This window comes from Ensifer sp. R1-3, assembly GCF_056739175.1.
In genome coordinates, this window is sequence record NZ_CP096515.1 from 2,344,348 (window position 1) to 2,367,270 (window position 22,923).

General features: G+C 64.8%; 22 protein-coding genes. 12 read left to right on the top strand and 10 right to left on the bottom strand.

Features of this window, described 5'->3' with window-relative positions; translation table 11 throughout:
- Window positions 1-58 precede the first annotated feature (58 nt).
- A complete protein-coding gene (locus M1D43_RS11295; RefSeq protein WP_010968578.1) occupies window positions 59-598 on the top strand; it encodes a DUF1269 domain-containing protein in 540 nt (179 codons plus the stop codon).
- Between the two features lie 73 nt (window positions 599-671).
- Here the strand turns inward: M1D43_RS11295 and msrB are convergent, their stop codons facing one another.
- Both msrB and M1D43_RS11305 read right to left on the bottom strand, forming a co-directional pair.
- Complete coding sequence (msrB, locus tag M1D43_RS11300) at window positions 672-1,166, bottom strand: peptide-methionine (R)-S-oxide reductase MsrB (protein ID WP_015007107.1); 495 nt, start codon at window positions 1,164-1,166, stop codon at window positions 672-674.
- Window positions 1,167-1,273: 107 nt separating this feature from the next.
- The gene (locus M1D43_RS11305; protein WP_340086592.1) at window positions 1,274-1,987 is read right to left on the bottom strand and encodes an anti-sigma factor; all 714 of its coding nucleotides are present in this window, start codon (window positions 1,985-1,987) and stop codon (window positions 1,274-1,276) included.
- A gap of 289 nt (window positions 1,988-2,276) precedes the next feature.
- Here M1D43_RS11305 and argB point away from each other — a divergent pair, with 289 nt between their 5' ends.
- The gene (gene argB, locus M1D43_RS11310; protein WP_010968575.1) at window positions 2,277-3,164 is read left to right on the top strand and encodes an acetylglutamate kinase; all 888 of its coding nucleotides are present in this window, start codon (window positions 2,277-2,279) and stop codon (window positions 3,162-3,164) included.
- Between the two features lie 169 nt (window positions 3,165-3,333).
- Here argB and M1D43_RS11315 read toward each other — a convergent pair whose 3' ends face one another.
- The 3 genes from M1D43_RS11315 to M1D43_RS11325 are packed head-to-tail and all read right to left on the bottom strand — an operon-like array spanning window position 3,334 to window position 6,242.
- On the bottom strand, window positions 3,334-4,104 hold the full coding sequence (locus tag M1D43_RS11315) for an isocitrate lyase/PEP mutase family protein (RefSeq protein WP_127595196.1): 771 nt from the start codon (window positions 4,102-4,104) through the stop codon (window positions 3,334-3,336).
- 37 nt (window positions 4,105-4,141) lie between these two features.
- Window positions 4,142-5,269, bottom strand: coding sequence for a bifunctional transcriptional activator/DNA repair enzyme AdaA (locus M1D43_RS11320; protein ID WP_013843861.1), 1,128 nt, complete (start codon window positions 5,267-5,269; stop codon window positions 4,142-4,144).
- Between the two features lie 58 nt (window positions 5,270-5,327).
- Complete coding sequence (locus M1D43_RS11325; RefSeq protein ID WP_003527615.1) at window positions 5,328-6,242, bottom strand: EamA family transporter; 915 nt, start codon at window positions 6,240-6,242, stop codon at window positions 5,328-5,330.
- Window positions 6,243-6,276: 34 nt separating this feature from the next.
- On the opposite strand from M1D43_RS11325, the gene M1D43_RS11330 reads away from it, so the two are divergent.
- On the top strand, window positions 6,277-7,053 hold the full coding sequence (locus M1D43_RS11330; protein WP_153315012.1) for a pyrimidine 5'-nucleotidase: 777 nt from the start codon (window positions 6,277-6,279) through the stop codon (window positions 7,051-7,053).
- 186 nt (window positions 7,054-7,239) lie between these two features.
- Here the strand turns inward: M1D43_RS11330 and M1D43_RS11335 are convergent, their stop codons facing one another.
- Window positions 7,240-8,139: an LOG family protein gene (locus tag M1D43_RS11335; protein WP_003527617.1), complete on the bottom strand. Its 900-nt coding sequence runs from the start codon at window positions 8,137-8,139 to the stop codon at window positions 7,240-7,242.
- Window positions 8,140-8,433: 294 nt separating this feature from the next.
- Between M1D43_RS11335 and dapD the strand changes: the two genes are divergently transcribed.
- The 3 genes from dapD to M1D43_RS11350 all read left to right on the top strand — a co-directional run bounded on the left by dapD (window position 8,434) and on the right by M1D43_RS11350 (window position 11,725).
- Window positions 8,434-9,291 carry a 2,3,4,5-tetrahydropyridine-2,6-dicarboxylate N-succinyltransferase gene (dapD, locus tag M1D43_RS11340; RefSeq protein WP_003527620.1) on the top strand — a complete coding sequence of 286 codons (858 nt, stop codon included), beginning with the start codon at window positions 8,434-8,436 and terminating at the stop codon, window positions 9,289-9,291.
- Between the two features lie 2 nt (window positions 9,292-9,293).
- On the top strand, window positions 9,294-9,680 hold the full coding sequence (locus tag M1D43_RS11345) for a DUF805 domain-containing protein (RefSeq protein ID WP_003527621.1): 387 nt from the start codon (window positions 9,294-9,296) through the stop codon (window positions 9,678-9,680).
- Window positions 9,681-9,832: 152 nt separating this feature from the next.
- The gene (locus M1D43_RS11350; protein WP_013843858.1) at window positions 9,833-11,725 is read left to right on the top strand and encodes a DEAD/DEAH box helicase; all 1,893 of its coding nucleotides are present in this window, start codon (window positions 9,833-9,835) and stop codon (window positions 11,723-11,725) included.
- A gap of 64 nt (window positions 11,726-11,789) precedes the next feature.
- Here M1D43_RS11350 and M1D43_RS11355 read toward each other — a convergent pair whose 3' ends face one another.
- Entirely contained in the window at window positions 11,790-12,107 is a 318-nt protein-coding gene (locus M1D43_RS11355; protein WP_027989500.1) for a DMT family transporter, read from the bottom strand.
- An 87-nt stretch (window positions 12,108-12,194) separates the two neighbouring features.
- Between M1D43_RS11355 and M1D43_RS11360 the strand changes: the two genes are divergently transcribed.
- Window positions 12,195-12,599, top strand: coding sequence for a winged helix-turn-helix transcriptional regulator (locus M1D43_RS11360; protein WP_027989501.1), 405 nt, complete (start codon window positions 12,195-12,197; stop codon window positions 12,597-12,599).
- Between the two features lie 11 nt (window positions 12,600-12,610).
- Here M1D43_RS11360 and M1D43_RS11365 read toward each other — a convergent pair whose 3' ends face one another.
- On the bottom strand, window positions 12,611-13,519 hold the full coding sequence (locus tag M1D43_RS11365; protein ID WP_003527624.1) for a LysR family transcriptional regulator: 909 nt from the start codon (window positions 13,517-13,519) through the stop codon (window positions 12,611-12,613).
- A 139-nt stretch (window positions 13,520-13,658) separates the two neighbouring features.
- On the opposite strand from M1D43_RS11365, the gene M1D43_RS11370 reads away from it, so the two are divergent.
- The 5 genes from M1D43_RS11370 (at window position 13,659) to M1D43_RS11390 (ending at window position 21,011) form a co-directional block, all read left to right on the top strand.
- Window positions 13,659-14,474 carry an alpha/beta hydrolase gene (locus M1D43_RS11370; protein ID WP_003527633.1) on the top strand — a complete coding sequence of 272 codons (816 nt, stop codon included), beginning with the start codon at window positions 13,659-13,661 and terminating at the stop codon, window positions 14,472-14,474.
- Between the two features lie 51 nt (window positions 14,475-14,525).
- Window positions 14,526-15,734 (top strand): efflux RND transporter periplasmic adaptor subunit, encoded by a 1,209-nt coding sequence (locus M1D43_RS11375; RefSeq protein WP_003527635.1) that lies wholly within the window; start codon window positions 14,526-14,528, stop codon window positions 15,732-15,734.
- 128 nt (window positions 15,735-15,862) lie between these two features.
- Entirely contained in the window at window positions 15,863-19,048 is a 3,186-nt protein-coding gene (locus M1D43_RS11380) for an efflux RND transporter permease subunit (protein ID WP_003527637.1), read from the top strand.
- 186 nt (window positions 19,049-19,234) lie between these two features.
- A complete protein-coding gene (gene dapE / locus M1D43_RS11385) occupies window positions 19,235-20,428 on the top strand; it encodes a succinyl-diaminopimelate desuccinylase (RefSeq protein WP_498813964.1) in 1,194 nt (397 codons plus the stop codon).
- The gene (locus M1D43_RS11390; protein ID WP_003527641.1) at window positions 20,415-21,011 is read left to right on the top strand and encodes a hypothetical protein; all 597 of its coding nucleotides are present in this window, start codon (window positions 20,415-20,417) and stop codon (window positions 21,009-21,011) included. Before dapE ends, M1D43_RS11390 begins: the two co-directional genes overlap by 14 nt.
- 167 nt (window positions 21,012-21,178) lie before the next feature.
- Here the strand turns inward: M1D43_RS11390 and truA are convergent, their stop codons facing one another.
- The gene (gene truA / locus M1D43_RS11395) at window positions 21,179-21,922 is read right to left on the bottom strand and encodes a tRNA pseudouridine(38-40) synthase TruA (RefSeq protein ID WP_153315008.1); all 744 of its coding nucleotides are present in this window, start codon (window positions 21,920-21,922) and stop codon (window positions 21,179-21,181) included.
- A complete protein-coding gene (gene fmt / locus M1D43_RS11400) occupies window positions 21,922-22,857 on the bottom strand; it encodes a methionyl-tRNA formyltransferase (RefSeq protein ID WP_127598352.1) in 936 nt (311 codons plus the stop codon). The genes truA and fmt overlap by 1 nt, the downstream gene beginning before the upstream one ends.
- Between the last annotated feature and the right edge of the window lie 66 nt (window positions 22,858-22,923).

Below are 22,923 nucleotides of genomic sequence, written 5' to 3' on the forward strand. Positions count from 1 at the left end.
GCGCTCTATCTCTGCTTCGCGGCGGCAGATTGTCTGCCCGAAGGATCAGGAGAGAGACATGTCCGATTTGATTGTCGTGGGATTCGATTCGACGGATGAGGCCGACAAGGTCCTCTTGAAGCTCAACAGCCTGAGGAAGGAATATCTGATCGATCTGGAAGATGCGGTCGTCGTCGTGCGCGACGCCGACGGCAAGGTGCATCTGAAGCAGAGCATGAATCTGACCACCGTCGGCGCCACGTCCGGCCTTCTTTCCGGCTCCCTCTGGGGCGGGCTCGTCGGGCTGCTCTTCCTTAATCCGCTTGCGGGTTTCGCCCTCGGCGGCGCTATCGGCGCCGGTGCGGGTGCGCTTTCCGGATCGCTCGTCGATTACGGCATCGACGACGACTTCATCAAGTCGCTCGGCAACACCATCCCGAACAATTCCTCGGCGCTCTTCGTCCTGGTGCGCAAGGTGCAGCCGGAAAAGGTGCTGGCCGAATTCTCCGGCCTGCGCGGCCGCGTGCTGAAGACGTCGCTCTCGCCGGAGCAGGAACAGAAGCTTCAGGCAGCCATTTCCGAGGCGCAGACGCCGTCGCCGCAGGCGGGGACATTCTGATCGGTTGCTGAAGGCGATCGGCCCTCATCGCACAACGATCTTCTCGCCGGAGCCGGCGAGAAGACAGCCACGCTCAGGCCGTCTCCGGTACGAATGACAGGGCGAGCCCGTTGATGCAGTGCCGCTTGCCGGTCGGCGGCGGGCCGTCGTCGAAGATGTGGCCGAGATGACCGCCACAGCGGCGGCAGTGGCATTCGGTCCTCGTCACGAACAGGGTGTCGTCCTCGCGCGTGCCGATCGCGTCGGGAAGCGCCTGCCAGAAGCTCGGCCAGCCGGTGCCGCTGTCGTATTTCGCGTCAGAGGAATAGACGGGCAACTCGCATCCCGCGCAGTGAAAGACGCCGTTTCGCTTTTCGTTGTCGAGCGCGCTGCTGAACGGCGGCTCCGTGCCCTCCTCGCGCAAAACGCGATAGCGATCCTCGCCGAGCAGCGCCCGCCACTCCGCGTCGGTCCTGGTGATTTCAAAGGCTTCGCCGGCGACGGCGCGTACGGGCCATACCAGACCGCGCAGGGCGACCACCGCGGCCAGGGCCGCGCCCGCCATCAGCAAGTCGCGCCGGCTGATCATCGGAACCTCCATCGGGGCCTGATATCGTAACTTATGCGGCCGCGGCACTCCTGCCAAAACAAGGCCGATCAAACCGCCGTGACTGAGTGGCCGCCGTGGAACCAAACTTAGAAGGCGCGCGCCGTGCCTTGCGCGATGACCGCACCGGTGGGCGAGCCGGTCGCCGAGCCACCCTTGGGCTCGACACTGACGGAGAGCCTGGAGCCCGTGGCAATCTGGCTTCGCATTCCCGGCTCAAGCACGATTTCCCCCTCGCCGGACGGCGGCAGCACGCCGAGCGAGACCGGCGGATCGTCACCATTGATCAGCCAGAGTTCGAGCGATTTCTCCTCCATCTGTCCGGCGGCGGCCGGCGACAGTCTCAGGCGCCCTGTGGCCGGTTCGAAGTGCGTGACGAGGTTGATGGCGCTGCCATGCGCTTCGAGGCTCGCAACGAGTGGCGTACCGCCTCGGCGTTCGCTGAAAAGTCCTGCCAGCGCGCCTGCCATCACGACGACCGCCGAAAGCGATACGAGGGCTGCGCTGCGCCAGAGGGGAAGCGAGCCCCAGACACCGCGGGGGTCGTCTGCGCCCCGGCCCGCTTCGAAGACCGCGCGCTCGGAGGAGCGAAACCTGCGGCGCGGCGCGACCGACTCATATTCGTCGCCGAAGGCCGCAAGATTGTTCTGCCAGCGGATGACCATGGCGGCGAAGTTGCGGTCCGTTGCCATGCGCGCCTCGGCCTTGCGGCGGTCATCGGCAGACAGCGCGCCGAGCACGTACTCTCCCGCGATCACCTCGTCGCGGCGGGAATCTCCGCTTTCGGGCTTCTGCGTCGTCATGGCTCCCTGCACTCTCTCAGCTTCAGAGGGCCGGCACGATTCCCTTCGATCTCTTCCAGGCAAGCTTCGATGCGCCTGCCCTCGGGACTACGGCGGTCCTTTCCGGATCAATGCAGGATCAGTCAAATCGCCAGCGCCGTCAATCGGCTTGTCGGCCATGCCGCGCACGCCGCGAGCACTTCGGCACAGCCGAGCGACCGCCGTCACAATGGCTTTATGTTGCGTCCGGATCATTCCATCCGCCAGAGAGTTGCGCTAAACAGCAGCCGGTATTTTTCGAGGATCCGCCATGTCCGCATCAGAAAGTGAAATTCAGGCCCGCCTGCTCGCCCAGGCCCTGCCCTACATGCAGCGCTACGAGCATAAGACGATCGTCGTCAAATACGGCGGTCACGCCATGGGCAATGCCGAACTCGGGCGCGCCTTTGCCAGCGACATCGCGCTTCTGAAGCAGTCCGGCGTCAACCCGATCGTCGTTCACGGCGGCGGCCCTCAGATCGGCGCAATGCTCAACCGGATGGGCATCGAGTCCAAATTCGAGGGCGGGCTCCGCGTCACCGACGAAAAGACCGTCGAGATCGTCGAAATGGTGCTTGCCGGGTCGATCAACAAGGAGATCGTCGCGCTCATAAATCAGACGGGCGAATGGGCGATCGGCCTTTGCGGCAAGGACGGCAACATGGTCTTTGCGGAAAAGGCGAAGAAGACCATCCGCGACCCGGATTCCAACATCGAGCGCGTGCTCGACCTCGGCTTCGTCGGCGATGTGGTCGAAGTCGACCGCACCCTTCTCGATCTGCTCGCCCGCTCCGAGATGATACCGGTGATCGCGCCTGTGGCGCCGGGACGGGACGGCCACACCTACAACATCAACGCGGACACCTTCGCCGGCGCCATCGCCGGCGCGCTCAATGCGACGCGCCTGCTCTTCCTCACCGACGTTCCGGGCGTCCTCAACAAGAAGGGCGAACTCATCAAGCAGCTCTCCGTCGCCGAGGCGCGGGCGCTGATCGCCGACGGCACCATTTCGGGCGGCATGATCCCGAAGGTGGAGACCTGCATCGAGGCGATCAAGGCGGGCGTCCAGGGCGTCGTCATCCTCAACGGCAAAACGGCACATTCGGTGCTGCTCGAAATCTTCACCGAGCACGGCGCAGGCACGCTGATCGTGCCGTGAGGCGCGCCTTGTTTGCCGTGATTTGCCCCTCTCCTCTCCCCGTTCTGACGGGGAGAGGGGACGTGCCCTGCAAGACGCCTCTCGATAGTGCGGCTAGGCGGCGCCACGAGTCCCTTCTCCCCGTCATGACGGGGAGAAGGTCGCGGCAGCGGGATGAGGGGCGAATCTCTTAACTCGCCCTATAAACCTTCTCCGCCTCGCCGCGCAGCCGGGCGATCATCTCCCGGTATGGGAACGGCCCGTAGCTCACCCGCCCGACGCCGGCGGCCGCAAGCGTGGCGATGTCCGGCGCCCCCGGCTTCATCATTACGTTGACCGGCAAGGGAGATGCCGCGCAGAGCCTGGCGATCAGGTCTCGATCGGCGAGGCCCGGTGCGAAGAAGCCGCTCGCGCCCGCATCCGCATAGGCCTCGGCGCGGGCGATCGCATCCTCCATCAGGGCCGCGTGGCGCGCCGCGTCGCTCTCCTGCAGGAAGAGGTCGGTTCGGGCGTTGATGAACAGTGCAATGCCCTGTCGCTCCGCCATTTCTCGGATCGCGCGGATGCGGGCCGCCTGCTTGTCGATCGGATGGACGCCGCCTCTGCCAACCATCTGGTCCTCGAAATTGATGCCGATCCCGCCGGCATCGATCACTTGCGCGACATTGGCCGCGGCCTGGGCCGGGTCCTCCGAATAGGCGCCTTCGAAGTCCACCGAGAGCGGCAGGTCCGTAGCCGCGACGATCTCGCGCACGGTCTCGAGCAGCAGAGGCAGCGGCAGTTTCTGCCCGTCCCCATATCCATGTGCCGCCGCGACCGACCAACTCCCGGTGGCGAGCGCCTTGGCGCCGGCCTCGGCCACGCACCGGGCGCTGCCTGCATCCCAGATGTTGTACAGAACCACCGGATCGCCTTTCCGGTGCAGTGCCCCGAAGGCAAGCGCTCTTTCTTCCTGGCTCATCGTATCTTCTCCCAGTCCGTCAGGTTGATCGATCCCGTTACATCGTTGGAGCGGCGGCCTGCACAGGCTTCTCCCCGTCCCACTCTCTGAAAAGCCCGACAGGGCGCATTCTGCCCTCGTGGCGAAGCAGCCATTGCTTGCGCCGGAGCCCGCCCCCATAGCCCGTCAACGATCCGTCAGCGCCGATGCAGCGGTGGCATGGCACGACGATTGCGAGGCAGTTGGAGCCGTTGGCCCTGGCCACGGCACGCACCGCCTGCGGGGTTGCGACCTTCCGCGCGATGTCGCTGTAGGAGCGTGTCTCGCCCACGGGTATCGCAACGAGTTCTGCCCATACCTGGCGCTCGAAGGCACTGCCGTCGAGGGCGAGCGGTGTCCGGAAATCGGCCGAGCGCCCGGCGAAATAGTCGTTGAGCTCGCGCTCCACCTGATCGATGGGCGGCGTTCTGCCGGGCACCACCGCAGAGTGCGTCTTTCGCTTGAGATTTTCCACTTCGGCCGGGAGGGCCTTGCGGTCGTGGAACTCGATGAGATGAAGATGCGTCTGGTCGGCCACCGCCACCATGGGGCCTAGCGGCGTCTCTATCCAGTCGGCAAAGAGCAGCACGCGCCCTTGCGATTTAGCAGGAGCCTGTCCGATCAGCCGCCCGAAGGCGGCGCGAAAACCGCTCGGAGATTCATAGCCCGCGTCGATCTGCGCCTCGATGACACTGGCGCCGCCGGAGAGCTGCCGCGCGGCTTCGCCCATTCGCCGCTGGCGGGCGAGATCGAGAAACGTGACGCCGAGGGATCGCTTGAAGGCGCGCCGCACGGTCGACGGATCGAAGCCGCGCCGCACGAGATCGCCCTCCGTCCAACGATGTTCCGGCCGGCGGTCGAGCAGCTCGATAAGCTCCTTGACGAGCGGATCTTTCCCGGATGCACCTTCCAGCGGGCGGCAACGTTGGCACGGCCGGAAGCCGGAATTGACGCAGGCGGAAATACTGTCGAAGAACAAAGTGTTCTCCCGCTTCGGCTTGCGGGCGGGACATGAGAGCCGGCAGAAGATGCCGGTGCTCTTGACGCAGACGAAGGCCTGGCCCTCATAATCGGAACTGCGGGCCAGCAGCGCATCGTAAAGGATATCGTCATCAGGCAGATCGAAAAGCATATTGCTTTGTAGCATCAGCCACACGCGCCGTCCGCCGAATTTCGGGCATCTATTCGTGCTGTTCGCCGATCCCTCACATGACGAGCAGCATGACCACGCCGAGCACGATAAGCAGGCAGCCGACCAGTTCGAGCCGGTTGATCCACTCCCGGAAGATGAAGAAGGAGGAGGCGAAGGTGAACAGCATCTCCACCTGAGCGACCACCTTGACGATCGCCGCCTGCTGCAGCGTCATCGCCGCGAACCAGCCGAAGGAGGCCGAGGCGCCGACGAAGCCCACGACGAAAGCGGGCTTCCAGGCAGCACCTATGCGTTTCAGTTCGTCGCGTTCACGCGCGACGATCCAGAGAAGCATGACGATCGTCTGAAGCAGGATGACGAAGCCGAGCGTGAAGCTCGCCTGGATCACATAGTCCGGCTGAGGCAGACTCGGCTCCAGCGCCAGCGAGGCCGAGCGGTAGGACACCGCCGAGAGACCGAAGAAGGTACCGGAGAGCAGCCCGATTCCCGCCGTGCGACCGAAGATCGATGTCAGCAGCGACCGCGCGCTGAGCGTCGTTCGGGCGACGGAGATCAGCATGACGCCGACCACCGAAATGGCGATCGCAACCAGCGCTCCCTGGCTTGCCTTTTCGCCGAGGAAGATCAGTCCGAAGAGCGCCGCCTGGGCGGGCTCGGTGCGGGAATAGGCGGTGCCCACCGCGAAGTTGCGGAAGGAGAAGAGATGGACGAGCAGGAAGGTCGCAGCGATCTGCGCCAATCCGCCGACCACCGCCCAGAGATAGAAAGTGCCGTTCGGCACCGGCAGCTGATGCCCGCCGACGCGCCAGAGCAGGACGAGGTAGAGGAGCGCGAAAGGCAGCCCGAAGCCGAAGCGGACGAAAGTCGCGCCGGTGGTGCCCATGACGCCCTTCAGGTGCTTCTGCATGGCGGAGCGGACATTCTGAAGGAAGGCCGCGGCGACGGTGATGAGAACCCAGGTTTCCATATTTGCCCGCTAACACGCAGGCCGAAAACAATCCATGGCCAATCGGGTCGCAGGTGAACAAACCGTTTTGCTTCGCAAGGCCGCCCGTGTCATAAACCCGCCCATGAAGAAGCTCGACCGCATGCCGACCCACGCCGAATTCGCCCATGTCACCGACTGGGTCTTCGACCTCGACAACACGCTCTATCCGCATCACGTCAATCTGTTCTCACAGATCGACCGCAACATGACGGCCTATGTTGCCGAACTCCTGTCGCTGAATCCTGCGGAGGCGAAGAAGCTGCAGAAGGAGTACTACCGCGACCACGGCACCACGCTTCAGGGCCTGATGCTTCATCACGGCATCGATCCCAATGATTTCCTCGAAAGGGCCCACGCCATCGACTATAGCGTGGTGCCGGCCGACCCGGCACTCGGCGAGGCGATCAAGGCGCTGCCCGGACGCAAGTTCATCTTCACCAACGGCAGCGTCGCCCATGCGGAGATGACCGCGCGGGCGCTCGGCATTCTCGAGCATTTCAACGACATCTTCGACATCGTCGCCGCCGGCTTCATACCGAAGCCCGCCGGCGACACCTACGACAAGTTCATGGGCCTTCACCGCATCGACACGGCGAATGCGGTCATGTTCGAGGATCTGCCGCGCAACCTGGTCGTCCCGAAGGCGCTCGGCATGAAGACGGTGCTGCTCGTGCCGCGCAATCTCGAATACGAGTTCGCCGAGGCCTGGGAAACGTCGAGCGACGCGGACGATCAGATCGACTACGTCACGGAAGACCTGGCGGGTTTCCTGCGCAGTGTGATTGTTTAGCCCGGAAGTCAAAGACCCCTCCCCAACCCCTCCCCACAGGAGGGAGGGCTTAACTTGCCCTCGCCATCTCCGCATCGACATCAACCATTACGCGGCAAGACGCGCGGTCGTTTTGGCGCGGAGAGTGCCGCGGGCAAGCCCCTCCCCCTTGTAGGGAGGGGTTGAGGTGGGGCTTTTTCTGGCAAACTACCGCCGTCCGGACGCCATCGGGACCGACCGGGGGTCGACCTTCTCGTAAAACCCGGCGATGATTTCCCATGCCTCTTCGGCCGTCTCCACGAAATGCAACAGGTCGACGTCGTCCGGCGCGATGGTTCCGAACTCGGCCAGTGCCTCGAAATTGATGATGCTGCGCCAGAATTTCTCGCCGAAGAGGATGAGCGGCACCAGAGCAAGCCGGCCGGTCTGCATCAGCGTCATGGTTTCGAACAGTTCGTCGAGCGTGCCGAAGCCGCCCGGGAAGACCGTGACCGCCTTGGCACGCAGCAGGAAGTGCATCTTGCGGATGGCGAAATAGTGGAAATTGAAGGACAGGTCCGGCGTCACGAACTGGTTCGGCGCCTGCTCGTGCGGAAGCACGATGTTCAGGCCGATCGAAGGTGCGCCGACGTCGGCTGCGCCGCGATTGCCCGCCTCCATGACGCCGGGGCCGCCGCCCGTGACGACCACATATTCCTTGTAACCGAGCTTTGCCGACTGCTCCGAGCACAATCGCGCGAACTTGCGCGCCTCGTCATAATAGATCGAGGCAGCCTCGAGATTCTTGCGCTGGATGTCGTTCTTGGCGGCCCAGGCCTCGCCGCCCGGCTCGGGAATGCGGGCTCCGCCGAACATCACCACGGTGGAGTTGATGCCGCGCTCCTCGAGCATCATCTCGGTCTTCAGGAGCTCGAGCTGCAGGCGGACGGGCCTCAGTTCCTCACGGCACAGGAAATCGTCGTCGATATAGGCGAGACGATAGGTGGGCGAAGCCGATTGCGGCGTCAAAGGCACGCTCGATGCGCGTTGCCTGCTCTGGGAGCTGTCTGCCAGCGGATCCCAAACCCCATCCTTGCGGCGCAGAGTCCGCTTCTTCATGCGTGCCATGTTTCGTTTCCCGTCGCGTTTCGAACACCGGAGACCTCGTCCGGACGCGTCCCTTCGGATCTTTCTCGGCCATAGAGGCGTCCCTACTGCCGGATTAGTTGAGACTTGCCAAGTCCCGTTGAGGAGCGCGAGCCGAAAAGGCCTTCAACTTTTTGAGGATCATGCTCCATGGGCGCCAGGTTTCGGTGAAGCCGCGCGACATCTTGAATCGCTGCATAATCCGTGAAGCCGGTTCCGATTCGGGGAATTATGCAGTAGAGCTTGCAGCACAACGCCGAACTCGAAGGATTTCCGATGACGAACCACGACCTCGCCTCCCTGTCGCAGACGATCGAGACCGCTTTCGAAGGGCGCGACGCCGTCAACACCGGCACCCGCGGCGCGGTTCGCGACGCCGTGGAAACGGCGCTGAACCTGCTCGACAGCGGCAAGGTACGCGTCGCTGAACGCAGTGAGGACGGCACCTGGACGGTCAACCAGTGGCTCAAGAAGGCGGTGCTCCTCTCCTTCCGCCTCAATCCGATGGAACTCGTCAGAGGCGGACCGGGCGAAGCCGTCTGGTGGGACAAGGTTGCCTCCAAATTCGACGGCTGGAGCGTCAACGAGTTCGAGAAAGCCGGGTTCCGCGCCGTTCCGAACTGCGTGGTCCGCCGCTCCGCCTATATCGCACCGAATGCGGTGCTGATGCCCTCCTTCGTCAATCTCGGCGCCTATGTCGGCGAGGGGACGATGGTCGACACCTGGGCGACCGTCGGCTCCTGCGCGCAGATCGGCAAGAACGTGCATCTTTCCGGTGGCGTCGGCATCGGCGGCGTGTTGGAACCGATGCAGGCCGGCCCCACCATCATCGAGGACAATTGCTTCATCGGCGCCCGCTCCGAGGTGGTCGAAGGCTGTATCGTCCGCGAGGGTTCGGTGCTCGGCATGGGTGTCTTCATCGGCAAGTCGACGAAGATCGTCGACCGCGCGACGGGCGAGGTGATGTATGGCGAAGTGCCGCCCTACTCCGTCGTCGTCGCCGGCTCCATGGCTTCCGGCTCCACCATGGCCAATGGCCAGCCGGCGCCGAACCTCTATTGCGCCGTGATCGTCAAGCGGGTCGACGAGAAGACCCGCTCCAAGACCGGCATCAACGAACTGCTCCGGGACTGACGATGGCCAAGGAGGGGCGGCAGCCGAGCATGATGTGGCTGTTCTTCAGCCCCTCCGGCCGTATCGGCCGCCTGCCCTTTCTCCTCGCCTGGCTCTTCTGGTTCGCCGTCGGCTCCATCTTTCTGGTGCAGATGATGAAGAACGAGGTGGACGACGCGGCGCTCGCGCTCTGGACGCTGGCTCTGATCGTCTCCGGCGTGCTTTCGACGCTCTCCATCGCCATGCTGGCGATCAAGCGCCTGCATGATATCGGCTATCCCGGCCCGCTGGCGCTCTGCCTCTTCATCCCGGTTCTGAGCCCGATCGTTTTCATCGGTCTCTGCCTCTGGCCGGGCGCAAACAGGGCAAACGAATATGGCAGCCGCCGCGATGCGCCGGCCGGAGATTGATTCCGCCCTGTACATTTCAACGCTCACCAAGTATGTAGCGCGGCAACTGAATAGGGCCGCGACCACGTTGGCCGCGGCAATCGACGCCTGATGACGACCTGCACCGAGGTCCGCTCTTCCGCCGACGACAACCGAAATCCGAAAGAAGAGACATGACAGAATTCGCAGGGATCGCGCCGGCGATCGCCGAGGCGTTGGCAAAACGCGGTTACGAGACGCTGACGCCGGTTCAGCAGGCCATGCTGGATCCGTCGCTCGGCACCGCCGACGCGCTGGTCTCCGCCCAGACCGGCTCCGGCAAGACCGTGGCCTTCGGCCTGGCACTGGCGCCGACGCTCATCGGTTCGGCAAGGAAATTCGCGCAGGCCGGCGCACCGCTTGCACTCGTCATCGCGCCGACGCGCGAATTGGCGCTGCAGGTCATGCGTGAGCTCGACTGGCTCTACGAGATGGCGGGGGCCACCATCGCCTCCTGCGTCGGCGGCATGGACATGCGCAGCGAACGGCGCACGCTGGAACGCGGCGCCCATATCGTCGTCGGGACGCCGGGACGGCTTTGCGACCATATCCGCCGTGGATCGCTCGATATATCGGGACTGAAGGCCGTCGTGCTCGATGAGGCCGACGAGATGCTGGACCTCGGCTTCCGCGAGGATCTGGAGTTCATTCTCGAGGCGTCGCCGGCGGATCGCCGCACGCTGATGTTCTCCGCCACCGTACCGCGCTCGATCGCGACGCTCGCCAAGAATTACCAGCGTGATGCAGTCCGCATCGGCGTCACCTCCGAGCAGAAGCAGCACGGCGACATCGAGTACCGCTCGCTGCTCGTGGCGCCGAGCGACCGTGAGAATGCCATCATCAACGTGCTGCGCTTTTACGAAGCGAGGAACGCGATCGTCTTCTGCTCGACGCGCGCCGCGGTCAATCATCTGACCGCCCGCTTCAACAATCGCGGCTTCTCCGTCGTGGCGCTCTCAGGCGAGCTCAGCCAGAACGAACGCACCCACGCACTGCAGGCCATGCGCGACGGCCGCGCCCGCGTGTGCATCGCGACCGACGTAGCGGCGCGCGGGATCGACCTTCCGGGCCTCGAGCTCGTGATCCATGCCGACCTGCCGACCAACTCCGACACGCTGCTGCATCGCAGCGGCCGGACGGGCCGCGCCGGCCAGAAAGGCGTGAGCGCACTGATCGTGCCCGTGAACGCCCGCCGCAAGGCCGAGCGGCTGCTTGAAAACGCACGGATTACCGCCGCCTGGGCAAAGCCCCCGTCGGCCGACGAGGTGGCACGTCGCGACGACGAGCGCATCGCCGCCGATCCGGCCCTTGCCGAAGCTCCGCGCGAGGATGAACAGGCGATCGTCGAGACGCTGATCAGCCGCTACGGGGCGGAAAAGATCGCCGCGGCCTTCGTCCGGCAATTCCGCTCGAACCGTTCCGCTCCGGAGGAACTCGTGGATGTCGCCGTCTACGACGATCGCAGGAAACCCCGTCGCGACGGCCCGGCTTTCACGGGTGACAGCGAGCCGGCTCCGCGCGCGGACTTCGCCGACGGCCAGTGGTTTTCCCTCTCCGTCGGGCGCAAGCAGAACGCCGAGCCCCGCTGGCTGATCCCGATGCTTTGCCGTTACGGCAAGCTGAGCAAGCGCGATATCGGCGCGATCCGCATGCAGCCCGAGGAAACCTATGTCGAGATGACGGCCGACGGCGCAGAACGCCTCCTTGCCGCGATCGGCCCGAACCGGATGCTGGAAAAGGGCATTCGCGTCAAAACCCTTCCGGGTGCCCCGGACAGCTCCAGGCCGCGGCAGGACAAGCCGGACTTCGAGAAGAAGCGGCCGCCGGCGACCGCAGCGGAGCGCGAGCACAAGGACTTCAAGCCGAAGCGCAAGTTCGACAAGCAGCCTCCCATCGCGCAGGATGCGCATTCGGACAGCCGGGGCGACAAGCCCTGGAGCAAGAAGAAGGGCAAGCCCGAAGCGCAGAAAACCGGCGACTTCAAGCCCGGTGCCAAGCGCAACAACGCCAAGAAGCGCCAGCCTTGAGATGGCATTTCCCGCCGGCGATCGGCATCGCGGCGGGAAAACTCGAGGTGAATCCCCCGACGGATCAAGTCTCCAGGAAACGCAAACCTGCGACGGCGACGATGATCATGGCAATGCAGGCAAGCCTGAGCCAGGACACCGGATCGCCGAAGAGAACCATGCCGAGCACGGTCATGCCGACCGCGCCGATGCCGGTCCATGCGGCATAGGCCGTGCCGGCAGGCAGGTCGCGCATCGCGATGGTGAGCAGATAGACACTGCCCAATGCCGCGCCCACGCCGATGATGCTGGGTACCGGCCGGGTCCAGCCGTCTGCATATTTGAGCGCAAGCCCCATGACGATCTCGACGGCGCTCGCCGCCACAAGCATGATCCACGCCATTCCTGTTCTCCAATGATTTGAACTCTGGCGTCAATCTTGTAGGATGGGCACCAAAGTGCAATTACGCACCTTTTGGTAACCGTCAAAATGTCTGCGAACCCGACTGCCACGCCCCCGACCGCCATCCAGTCGACGCCCAGCGTTTTCGATCCGGCATGTTCCTCGCGCCACGCGCTGGAGCTCGTGGCCAGCAAATGGGCGATGCTGATCATCTCCGCGCTGGAGGCCGGCCCGATGCGCAACGCCGCGCTCATGCGCAGGCTCGGCGACGTCTCGCAGAAGATGCTGACGCAGACGCTGAAGGAACTGGAGCGAAACGGGCTGGTGATCCGCGAGGACAAGGGGACCGTGCCGCCGCATGTCGAATATCGCCTGAGCGAGGTGGGCCGCTCGCTGAGTGAAGCGCTGGTCGTGCTCGACCGCTGGGCGGAGACCCATTTCGGCACGCTCGACGCCGCGCGCGAACGCTATGACGCGCAGACGAACAGGTGAGAACGGGGTCGTCACTCGCCGTTCTGCGACTGCGCCATGACCTTCACGACCCAATCGGCGAAAACGCGCAAACGGCTGCTCAAGTGACGGTTCGGCGGATAGACGAGATAGATCGGCATCGGCTCGACCTGCCAGTCGGGCAGAACCGGAACCATCGTCCCGTTGCGAAGGTCCTCGCGCACCATGAAGAGCGGCGCCTGGATGACGCCCAGTCCCGCCCGGGCGGCGGCAAGATAGGTGGTCGATTCGTTCGCAGCCACCGTATAGCGTCCACTCACCTCGATCTCCTCGTTGCCGCGCCGGAAATGGAACGGCATCTGCTGACCGGTCTTCGGCAGGAAATAGCCGACCACATAGCAATTCTTCTCCAGATCGGAAGGGTGCTGCGGCACCGGGTGTCGCTCGAGAAAATCCCGCGAAGCGCAGGCGACGAACTTCATCTCGGTGATGCGCCGGGCGATCAGCGACTGATCCGTCAGGGTACCGGCGCGGATGGCGCAATCGACGTTCTCCGCGAGATAGTCGATCGTTCGGTCGGAAACCCCGAGATCGATCTGGATATCGGGGTACTTCTTGTGGAACTCGGGCAGCGCCGGAATGATTACCAGATTGGCGAAGGCACTTGCCGTCTCGACTCTCAGTCGGCCCTTCGGCAGGCTCTGGGCCGTCGAGAGGCTGCCGTCCAGTTCGTCGAGGTCGGAAAGCAGCCGTGCGGCGCGCTCGTAATAAAGCGCACCGTCCGGCGTCACCAGGACGCGCCGCGTGGTACGATTGAGCAGCTTCGTGCGCAAATGCGCCTCCAGCCCCTGGATAAGATTGGTGACGGTCGCCTTCGGCATGTTGAGGGAGGCGGAGGCACGAGTAAAATTGCCGGTCTCCACAACCCGAAGAAAGGCGCGCATGGCCGTGAGTTGGTCCATTTTCAATAACCGAATTGTTCGAAATACCGAATAGTGTAATCACAACCCGCGGACTATTCCAGACGAAAGACAATGATATGCTGCAAACATCGCGAGTTGTCCCTCATCTAGGGATTCACCCGTGGCGGAGACAAGAGAGATGAACGCGCAATTTACGGAAGAGACGATGCAGACGAGCAAAGGCTCGTGCCGCGCGCGTGTCTACCGCGGCGCATCGCTGCTCGCGCCGCCGCCGATCGTGCTGCATCTCCATGGTGGCGGCTTCGTCGGCGATTCGGTCGCAGCGGGCGAAAAAGTGGCCAATGCCTTGGCGGCCGCGGGCGCGGTCGTCATCTCGCCGGAATATCCTTCCGCGTGCATGAACCCGTTTCCGGCGGCACTCGACTGCGCCTATGCGATGCTTTCATCCATGCGCAGCCGCTGTCCGCAGTTCGCGCACAAGAAGTCGATGCTGTTCGTCGCCGGCGAAGAGGCGGGCGGCAATCTTGCGGCCGGCCTGGCGCTGATGGCGCGCGATCAGTTCCTGACCGACCTCAAAGGCCAGATCCTGCTGTCGCCCCTGCTCGACCCGTGCCTGGCAACGGCTTCGTTTCGCAAGTTCTGTCCGCAGAGTTCGGTGCAATCCATCGCCGAAGGCTGGCAACAATATCTCGGCGAGCGCAGCGGGCTCACGCATCCCTATGCGGCGCCGGGCCATTGCAGCCGTCTCGGCGGTCTCGTTCCGGCCCTCGTCGTCACCAGCGAGGAGTGTCCGATGCGCGACGAGGCGGAAGCCTATGCCGAGCGTCTCCGCAAGGCCGGCGTTCCGGTGGAAACCCATGTGCTGCCCGGGCGCGCCTCATGGCTGCCTGTCGGCGGCGCGGCGCAGGAGACCTGGCCATCGCATGAAGAAATCATATCCGGCATCTTCTCCCGCTTCTTCAAGCAGGCGGGAGCGAAGCCGGCCAAAGAGTAACAAATAAAACAGTAAGCACAGAGCCGGGCTCCCAACCGGCGAGGAGAAAACATGACATCGACAGTAACCCGCCGGGTCCTGTGGGGCGCCGGCTTGAGCATCCTTTTGTCCGTCGGCGGCGGCGCAGCCGTCTTCTTCGGACTGCCTCAGCGCTTCCAGGCGGATGCCGCGACCGAAGCGCCCGCCGCAGCGGCGCCGCCGGCCGTGCCGGTCTCCGTCGCCAAGGCCGAATCGCGCCGGATCACCACGTGGGAGAGCTTCTCCGGCCGTCTCGAAGCGATCGAGCGCGTCGAGATCCGTCCTCGCGTCGGCGGCGCGATCCTGAGCGCCCACTTCCGCGAAGGGGCGCTGGTCGAAAAGGGCGACCTGCTCGTCACCATCGATCCCGAGCCCTTCGCCGCGGCAGTCGAGCGCGCCGAAGCGCAGGTTGCCGCAGCCGAAGCGCGCGTCGCGCTCGCCAGAACCGAGCTCGAACGCGGCCGCAAGCTGGTGACCACCAGCGCTATCCCGCAGAGCGGAGTCGATCAAAGGCTCAGCGTCTACGACGAGGCGCGGGCGAACCTCCGCTCGGCGAAGGCCGCGCTGCACACCGCCAAACTCGACCTGGAATACACCGAAGTGCGCGCGCCGATCAGCGGTCGCGTCGGCAGGCTCAACGTGACGGCGGGCAATCTTGTTACCGCCGGCACCGCCTCGCCGGTCCTGACGACGCTCGTGTCCGTGGACCCGATCTATGCGAGCTTCAACGTCAGCGAGGAGGTCGTTGCCGCCGCGCTCGCAAAGCTCTCGGCCTCGGCCGGCAGCATCGATGCGATCGAACGCATCCCCGTCGAAATCGGCACCTCCGCCGACGAGGGGACTCCGATCACCGGCCATATCCAGCTCATCAACAACGAGGTGGACGCGGCAACCGGCACCATTCGCGTGCGGGCGGAACTCACCAATGCCGATGGGCGCCTGATCCCGGGTCAGTTCGTGCGCATTCGGATCGGCGATCCGCAGCCTGAGGAAAAGCTGGTGATCAGCGACCGTGCGGTCAGTTCGGATCAGGACAAGAAATTCGTCCTGGTCGTCGGGGCGGACAACAAGGTGGAGTACCGCCAGGTCACTCTCGGGCCCGTCGCCGATGGTCTCCGGATCGTGGAAAACGGGCTGAAGCCCGGCGAGAGCATCATCGTCAACGGTCTGCAGCGCGTACGCCCCGGCGTCGTCGTCGCCCCGCAGGCCGAGCAGGCGACCGCTTCGATCGCCAAGCCATAGCCAAGTTGCGCCCTGACGGACCATAGCAGGGCGCCGAAAAGACATTCAACGGCATGCATCGGTGCTCGCGGCGATAAGTCTTCGCCGCAGACGCGCTCCGCTTGCCTGAAGTTCCCAAGGGGGATGCCATGAATTTCTCACGCTTCTTCGTCGACCGCCCGGTCTTCGCGGGCGTTCTTTCCGTGATCATCTTCGTCGCGGGCCTGATCGGCATGACCGGCCTGCCGATTTCCGAATATCCGGAAGTCGTGCCGCCGCAGATCGTCGTCAGGGCGCAATATCCGGGCGCCAACCCGGCCGTCATCGCCGAAACCGTCGCCACACCGCTCGAAGAGCAGATCAACGGCGTCGAGGGCATGCTCTACATGCAGAGCCAGGCGACCGCCGATGGCCTGATGACGCTGACCGTCACCTTCGAGCTCGGAACCGATCCGGATCAGGCCCAGCAGCTGGTGCAGAACCGCGTCTCGCAGGCCGAGCCGCGGCTGCCGGAAGAGGTGCGCCGGCTCGGCGTCACCACCGTCAAGAGCTCGCCCGACCTGACGCTCGTCGTGCACCTGATTTCACCCAACGGGCAATACGACATCAACTATCTGCGCAACTACGGCGTCCTGAACGTCAAGGACCGGCTGGCGCGCGTAGATGGTGTCGGCCAGGTGCAGATCTTCGGCGGCGGCGACTATTCCATGCGCGTCTGGATCGACCCCGAAAAGGCCGCAGAGCGCGGGCTTGCCGCGAGCGACATCGCCAATGCCGTCCGCGGGCAGAACGTCCAGGCAGCCGCCGGCGTCATCGGCGCTTCGCCGTCGGTTCCCGGCCTGGACCTGCAACTCTCCGTCAACGCTCAGGGCCGCCTCAAGACACCCGAGGATTTTGCCGACATCGTCGTCAAATCGGGCGAGAGCGGGGAGATCACGCGCCTGGGCGACGTCGCCCGCGTCGAAATGGGAGCCGCTGACTACTCGCTGCGCTCGCTTCTCGACAACAAGGCCGCCGTCGGCATGGGCGTGTTCCAGGCGCCCGGCTCGAACGCCATCCAGATCTCCGAAAACGTCCACAAGGTCATGGCCGAGCTGAAGCAGACCATGCCTGATGGCGTCGATTACGAGATCGTCTACGACACGACGCAGTTCGTCCGGGCGTCGATCGAATCGGTCATCCACACGCTGCTCGAAGCCATCGCGCTCGTGGTCGTCGTCGTCATCGTCTTCCTGCAGACCTGGCGCGCCTCGATCATCCCGCTCGTCGCCGTGCCCGTCTCGATCGTCGGTACCTTCGCCGTGATGTATGTCTTCGGCTTCTCGATCAACGCGCTCAGCCTCTTCGGTCTGGTGCTGGCGATCGGCATCGTCGTCGACGACGCCATCGTCGTCGTGGAGAACGTCGAACGCAATATCTCCCAGGGCCTCTCACCGGTGCAGGCGACCTATCGCGCCATGCAGGAGGTCTCTGGTCCGATCATCGCGATCGCGCTGGTCCTCGTCGCGGTCTTCGTGCCGCTCGCCTTCATCACCGGGCTCACCGGCCAGTTCTACCGCCAGTTCGCGCTGACCATCGCGATTTCGACCGTGATTTCGGCCCTCAACTCGCTGACGCTCTCGCCGGCGCTCGCCGCCCTTCTCCTGAAGGACCACCACGCCCCGAAGGACCGGCTGACGCGGGTCATGGATGGGTTGTTCGGCTGGTTCTTCCGCGGCTTCAACCGCTTCTTCGGAGCGAGTTCGGAGGCCTATGGCCGCGGCGTCGGCGGCATCCTCACCCGCAAGTCGCTGGTCATGGGCGTCTATGTCGTCCTCCTCGGCGTCACCTTCGTGCTCTTCCGCGCGGTGCCCGGCGGCTTCGTGCCGGCGCAGGACAAGCAATACCTCATCGGCTTTGCGCAGCTGCCGGACGCGGCGACGCTCGATCGCTCGGAAGATGTCATCCGGCGCATGAGCGAGATCGCCCTCAAGCACCCGGGCGTCGAACACGCCATCGCCTTCCCGGGCCTATCGATCAACGGCTTCACCAATTCGTCCAACTCCGGCATCGTCTTCGTGTCGCTGAAGCCGTTCGAGGAGCGTACGACGCCCGAACTTTCGGGCGGCGCCATCGCCATGCAGTTGAACCAGGAGTTCGGGGCGATACAGGATGCCTTCATCGCCATGTTCCCGCCACCGCCCGTCCAGGGTCTCGGCACGACCGGCGGCTTCAAGCTGCAGATCGAGGACAGGAACGGCCTCGGCTACCGGACGCTGGACGATGCGACCAAGGCCGTCCTCGCCAAGGCGATGGCGGCACCGGAACTCGCCGGGCTCTATTCGAGCTTCCAGATCAACGTGCCGCAGCTCTATGCCGACCTCGACCGCACCAAGGCCCGTCAGCTCGGCGTCGCGGTCACGGACGTGTTCGAGACGCTGCAGATCTATCTTGGCTCGCTCTACGTCAACGACTTCAACGCTTTCGGCCGCACCTACAGCGTGCGCATCCAGGCCGATGCGAGCTATCGCAGCCACGCCGACGACATCGGCAAGCTGAAGGTGCGTTCGCAGACGGGCGAGATGATCCCGCTGTCGGCCCTGCTCAACGTCGAGCAGACGGTCGGCGCCGAGCGGGCCATCCGCTACAACGGCTTCCTCGCCGCCGATATCAATGGCGGACCGGCACCCGGCTTCTCTTCCGGTCAGGCGCAGGCGGCCATCGAGCGGATTGCGGCCGAGACTCTGCCGCCCGGCATTTCATACGAGTGGACGGACCTGACCTACCAGCAAATCCTCGCCGGCAATTCTGGCATCCTCGTCTTCCCGCTGGCGCTGCTGCTCGTCTATCTCGTGCTTGCGGCCCAGTATGAGAGCCTGCTGCTGCCGATCGCGATCATCCTGATCGTGCCGATGGGCATCATGGCGGCGCTGACGGGCGTCTGGCTGACCGGCGGCGACAACAACGTCTTCACCCAGATCGGCCTAATCGTTCTGGTGGGTCTGTCGGCAAAGAACGCGATCCTGATCGTCGAATTCGCCCGCGAACTGGAACTGTCCGGCAGCAATGCCGTCAGTGCGGCGATCGAGGCGAGCCGGCTCCGGCTCAGGCCGATCCTGATGACCTCGATGGCCTTCATCATGGGTGTCGTGCCGCTCGTCACCTCCACCGGCGCCGGCGCGGAAATGCGCTCCGCCATGGGCGTGGCGGTCTTTGCCGGCATGATCGGCGTCACGGCCTTCGGCATCTTCATGACGCCCGTCTTCTATGTGCTCATCCGCAAGCTTTCCGGCGAAAAGCCGCTGAAGCACACCGGAGCGCATATAGAAGCCCCGCATCTCGCCCCCGGCGAGTAGCCTTCCCTGCCCCCGAACGGGGTCGATGGCGGGCCGGACATCTGTCCGGCCCGTTCTCTTTCCAGCCGCCCTGCGAAATCCGCCCGGTTCATCGGACGTGACAGCGGGTGGCTGATCGGATAAACCGGCAATCTCTGTTACCGGACTACCGTTTCTTGGCCCACCGGCTTCGCAGGCATACCTTCCATGTTCCCGACCGATCCCGTCTCCAATCTCGCTGCCCTCATTCGCTGCCCCTCCGTCACACCCGCCGAGGGAGGCGCGCTCGCGGCTCTTGAAGCCATGCTTGCTCGGGTCGGCTTCAAGGTCGACCGGGTCGTGGCGAAGGAACCCGGAACGCCCGACATCGAGAACCTTTACGCCCGGATCGGGGGCGAAGGACCGCATCTGATGTTCGCAGGCCACACCGATGTGGTGCCGGTCGGCGACGAGGCGGCCTGGAGCCGACCGCCCTTCTCCGCCGCGATCGCCGAAGGCGAAATGTACGGACGCGGCGCCGTCGACATGAAGGGCGGCATCGCCTGTTTCGTGGCGGCAGTCGCCCGTCACATCGAGAAGCATGGCGCGCCCAAGGGCTCGATCTCCTTCCTCATCACCGGCGACGAGGAAGGCCCGGCGATCAACGGCACGGTGAAGCTCCTCGAATGGGCGGCGGCAAGGGGCGAGCGCTGGGACGCCTGTCTCGTCGGCGAGCCGACCAATCCGGACTGCATCGGCGACATGATCAAGATCGGCCGGCGCGGGTCGCTCTCCGGCCGGATCACCGTTCATGGCGTCCAGGGCCACGCCGCCTATCCGCATCTTGCGGACAATCCGGTGCGCAGCATCCTGCAGATCGCACAGGCCCTGATGGACCCGCCCTTCGACGACGGCACCGAAAATTTCCAGCCTTCGAACCTCGAGGTCACGACCATCGATGTCGGCAATACCGCAGTAAACGTCATTCCCGCCAAGGCGAGCGCCGCCTTCAACATCCGTTTCAACGACCGCTGGACGGCCGAAAGCCTGATGGCGGAGATCGTGGCGCGTCTCGACCGCGCAGCAGCCGGTAGCGCGCTGAGGCCCGGCCGGGCTCCGGCCAGATACGAGATCGTCTGGAACGAGCGTCCGAGCCACGTCTTCCTGACGCGCAACAACGCGCTCATCGATTCGCTTTCGGGTGCCGTGGAGGCCGTCACCGGGCGGCAGCCGCAGCTGTCGACCACCGGCGGTACATCGGACGCGCGTTTCATCAAGGACTATTGCCCGGTCGTCGAATTCGGCCTCGTCGGCAAGACCATGCACATGGTCGACGAACGCGTCGCCCTTGCCGATCTCGAAACCCTGACCGGGATATACGAAACCTTCATCGCCCGCTGGTTCGGTCATGCCGCTGCTTGAGGAAGTCCTTGTCTATATCAAGGGGCTGTGGCTGCTGATCCAGGGCAACCTTGAAGGCTATCGCTGGCTGGATATCAGCGAGAGCGGGTTGTGGCGCTCCTTCACGGCGATCCTCTGGACGCTGCCGGCGCTGGCCGTGGGCTGGGCCTCGTGGCGGCTCTATTATCTCTCGGTGATGCCGACCGGTACGACAGTCGGCATCGGCTTCTTCGGGAAGCTTCTCGCCGTCGATCTCGTAAGCTGGCTGCTGCCGATCGTGCTGATCGCCGTCCTCTCGCGCCCGCTCGGCTTTTCCGTCCTGGTGGTGCCGGTGATCGTCACGACCAATTGGCTCCAGGTCCCGCTGACCTATGCCATGGCAGTGCCGGCCGCGTTGCTGCTGGTCATACCCGGCAGCGCCGGGATGGCAGCCCTGCTGTGGCTTCTGCTGCTCGTCGCCAGCTCCGCGCTGCTCTTCCGCCTTTTGCGGACCGTTACCGCCAAGCAGAACCTGCTCGCCGCCGCCCTTGCCGCGATCTTTCTGCTGTCACCGCTGATGATCATGCAGTTCCTGCAGCGCCTGCTCGGCCTGATGCCGGGCTGAATGGCGGCGGATCTGCGGCAGCCCCTCATCCGCCTGCCGGCACCTTCTCCCCGCAAGCGGGGAGAAGGGACAAGCGGCACGAATCGAGCGAGCGCCGCGAGTCTCCTTCGCCCCGCGTGCGGGGAGAAGGTGGCCGGCAGGCCGGATGAGGGGCTGCTGTTTCCAGCTCAGTAATCCACCCGTATGAAATAAAGTCCGTCCGGCGGGGCGACAGGGCCGCACGCCTTGCGGTCCCGCGCCTTCAGTGCCGCCTGCAGGTCGTCCGGCGTCCATTTGCCCTCGCCAACGAGCTTCAGGGAGCCTGCGAAGGAACGGATCTGGTTGTGAAGAAAGCTTTGCGCCGTGGCGCGGATTTCGATGAGCTCGCCCGCACGGGTCACGTCCAGCCGGTCGAGCGTGCGCAAGGGGCTCGTCGCCTGACAGTGGGCCGAGCGGAAGGTGGTGAAATCGTGATGGCCGACGAGGCGCTGCGCCGCCTCGTGCATGGCGTCGTGATCGAGCGGCTTCGGCACCCACCAGGCGCGCCGCGCCTCCAGCGCCAGCGGCGAACGGCGGGAAATGATCCGATAGAGATAATGCCTGCGGATTGCCGAGAAACGGGCGTCGAAATCGCCGGGGGCTTCCGCGACATCGAGGATCGAGACCCGCTCGCCGGCAAGCGCCAGATGCGCGTTGAGGGCGTTTTGCAGCGTGTACGACTTCCACTCGCGCGTGAGATCGAGATGCGCCACCTGACCTCTGGCATGAACGCCGGAATCGGTGCGCCCGGCGCCGCGGATCGAGGCCGTCTCGCGGGTCAGCGACAGGACCGCCTTCTCGATTGCGCCCTGGACTGAGGGACCGTTGTCCTGCCTCTGCCAGCCGACGTAATCGGAACCGTCATATTCGACAGTCAGGCGATAGCGGGGCATCAGGCGATCCTCGCGCCGGCAGCGATGGGCGTGCCGCGCAGGAAATCGGCCGCGTCGAGCGCTTTGCCGCCCGCGCGCTGCAATCTCGTCAGCCGCACCGCGCCCTCTCCGCAAGCGATCCTGAGAGTGTGATCAAGCACTTCTCCGGGAGCACCTTCCCCTTCCGACATCTCGGAGGCCAGCACCTTGACGCGTTCGCGACGGCCGGCAATATCGAGTTCGAACCAGGCGCCGGGAAAGGGCGAGAGGCCGCGGATATGGTTGTGCACCTCGGCCGCCGGCCGGGAGAAATCGATCCGGGTCTCTTCCTTCGATATCTTGGCGGCATAGGCGACGCCCTCTTGCGCCTGCGGCGCGAGCGGAAGCTCACCGGCCTCGAGCCTGGCCATCGCCTCCGTCATCAGCACAGCTCCGACCTGCATCAGCCGGTCGTGCAATTCGCCGGCCGTCACCATCTCATCGATCGGAACCGACTGCGCGAGAGCGACGGGACCGGTATCGAGCCCCTTGTCCATTTTCATCACCATCATGCCGGTCTCGCGGTCGCCGGCCATGATCGCCCGCTGGATCGGCGCCGCCCCCCGCCAGCGCGGCAGGAGCGAGGCATGGCCGTTATAGCAGCCGTAGCGGGTGCCGGAGAGTATTTCCTCCGGCAGCAGCAGCCCGTAGGCGACGACGACCGCCACGTCCGCACCGAAATCCCGAAAGGTCTGGCGGTCCGCGGCATCCTTGAAATTGGCGGGCGTCAACACCGGTATGCCCAGCCGCTCGGCAGCCTGATGCACGGGGGACTTCTGCAGGTCGAGGCCGCGCCGGCCGCCCGGCCGCGGCGGCTGCGTGTAAACGGCGGCGATCTCGTGACCCGCCCCGGCGAGCGCCAGGAGCGTCGGCACGGAAAATTCCGGTGTGCCCATGAAGATCATGCGAAGCGGCAAGTGGCGGCCTCCGTCTCTTTCGATTGCCCGTAAGCGGGCGGCGGCTCCAGCTTGAATGCGGCCGCG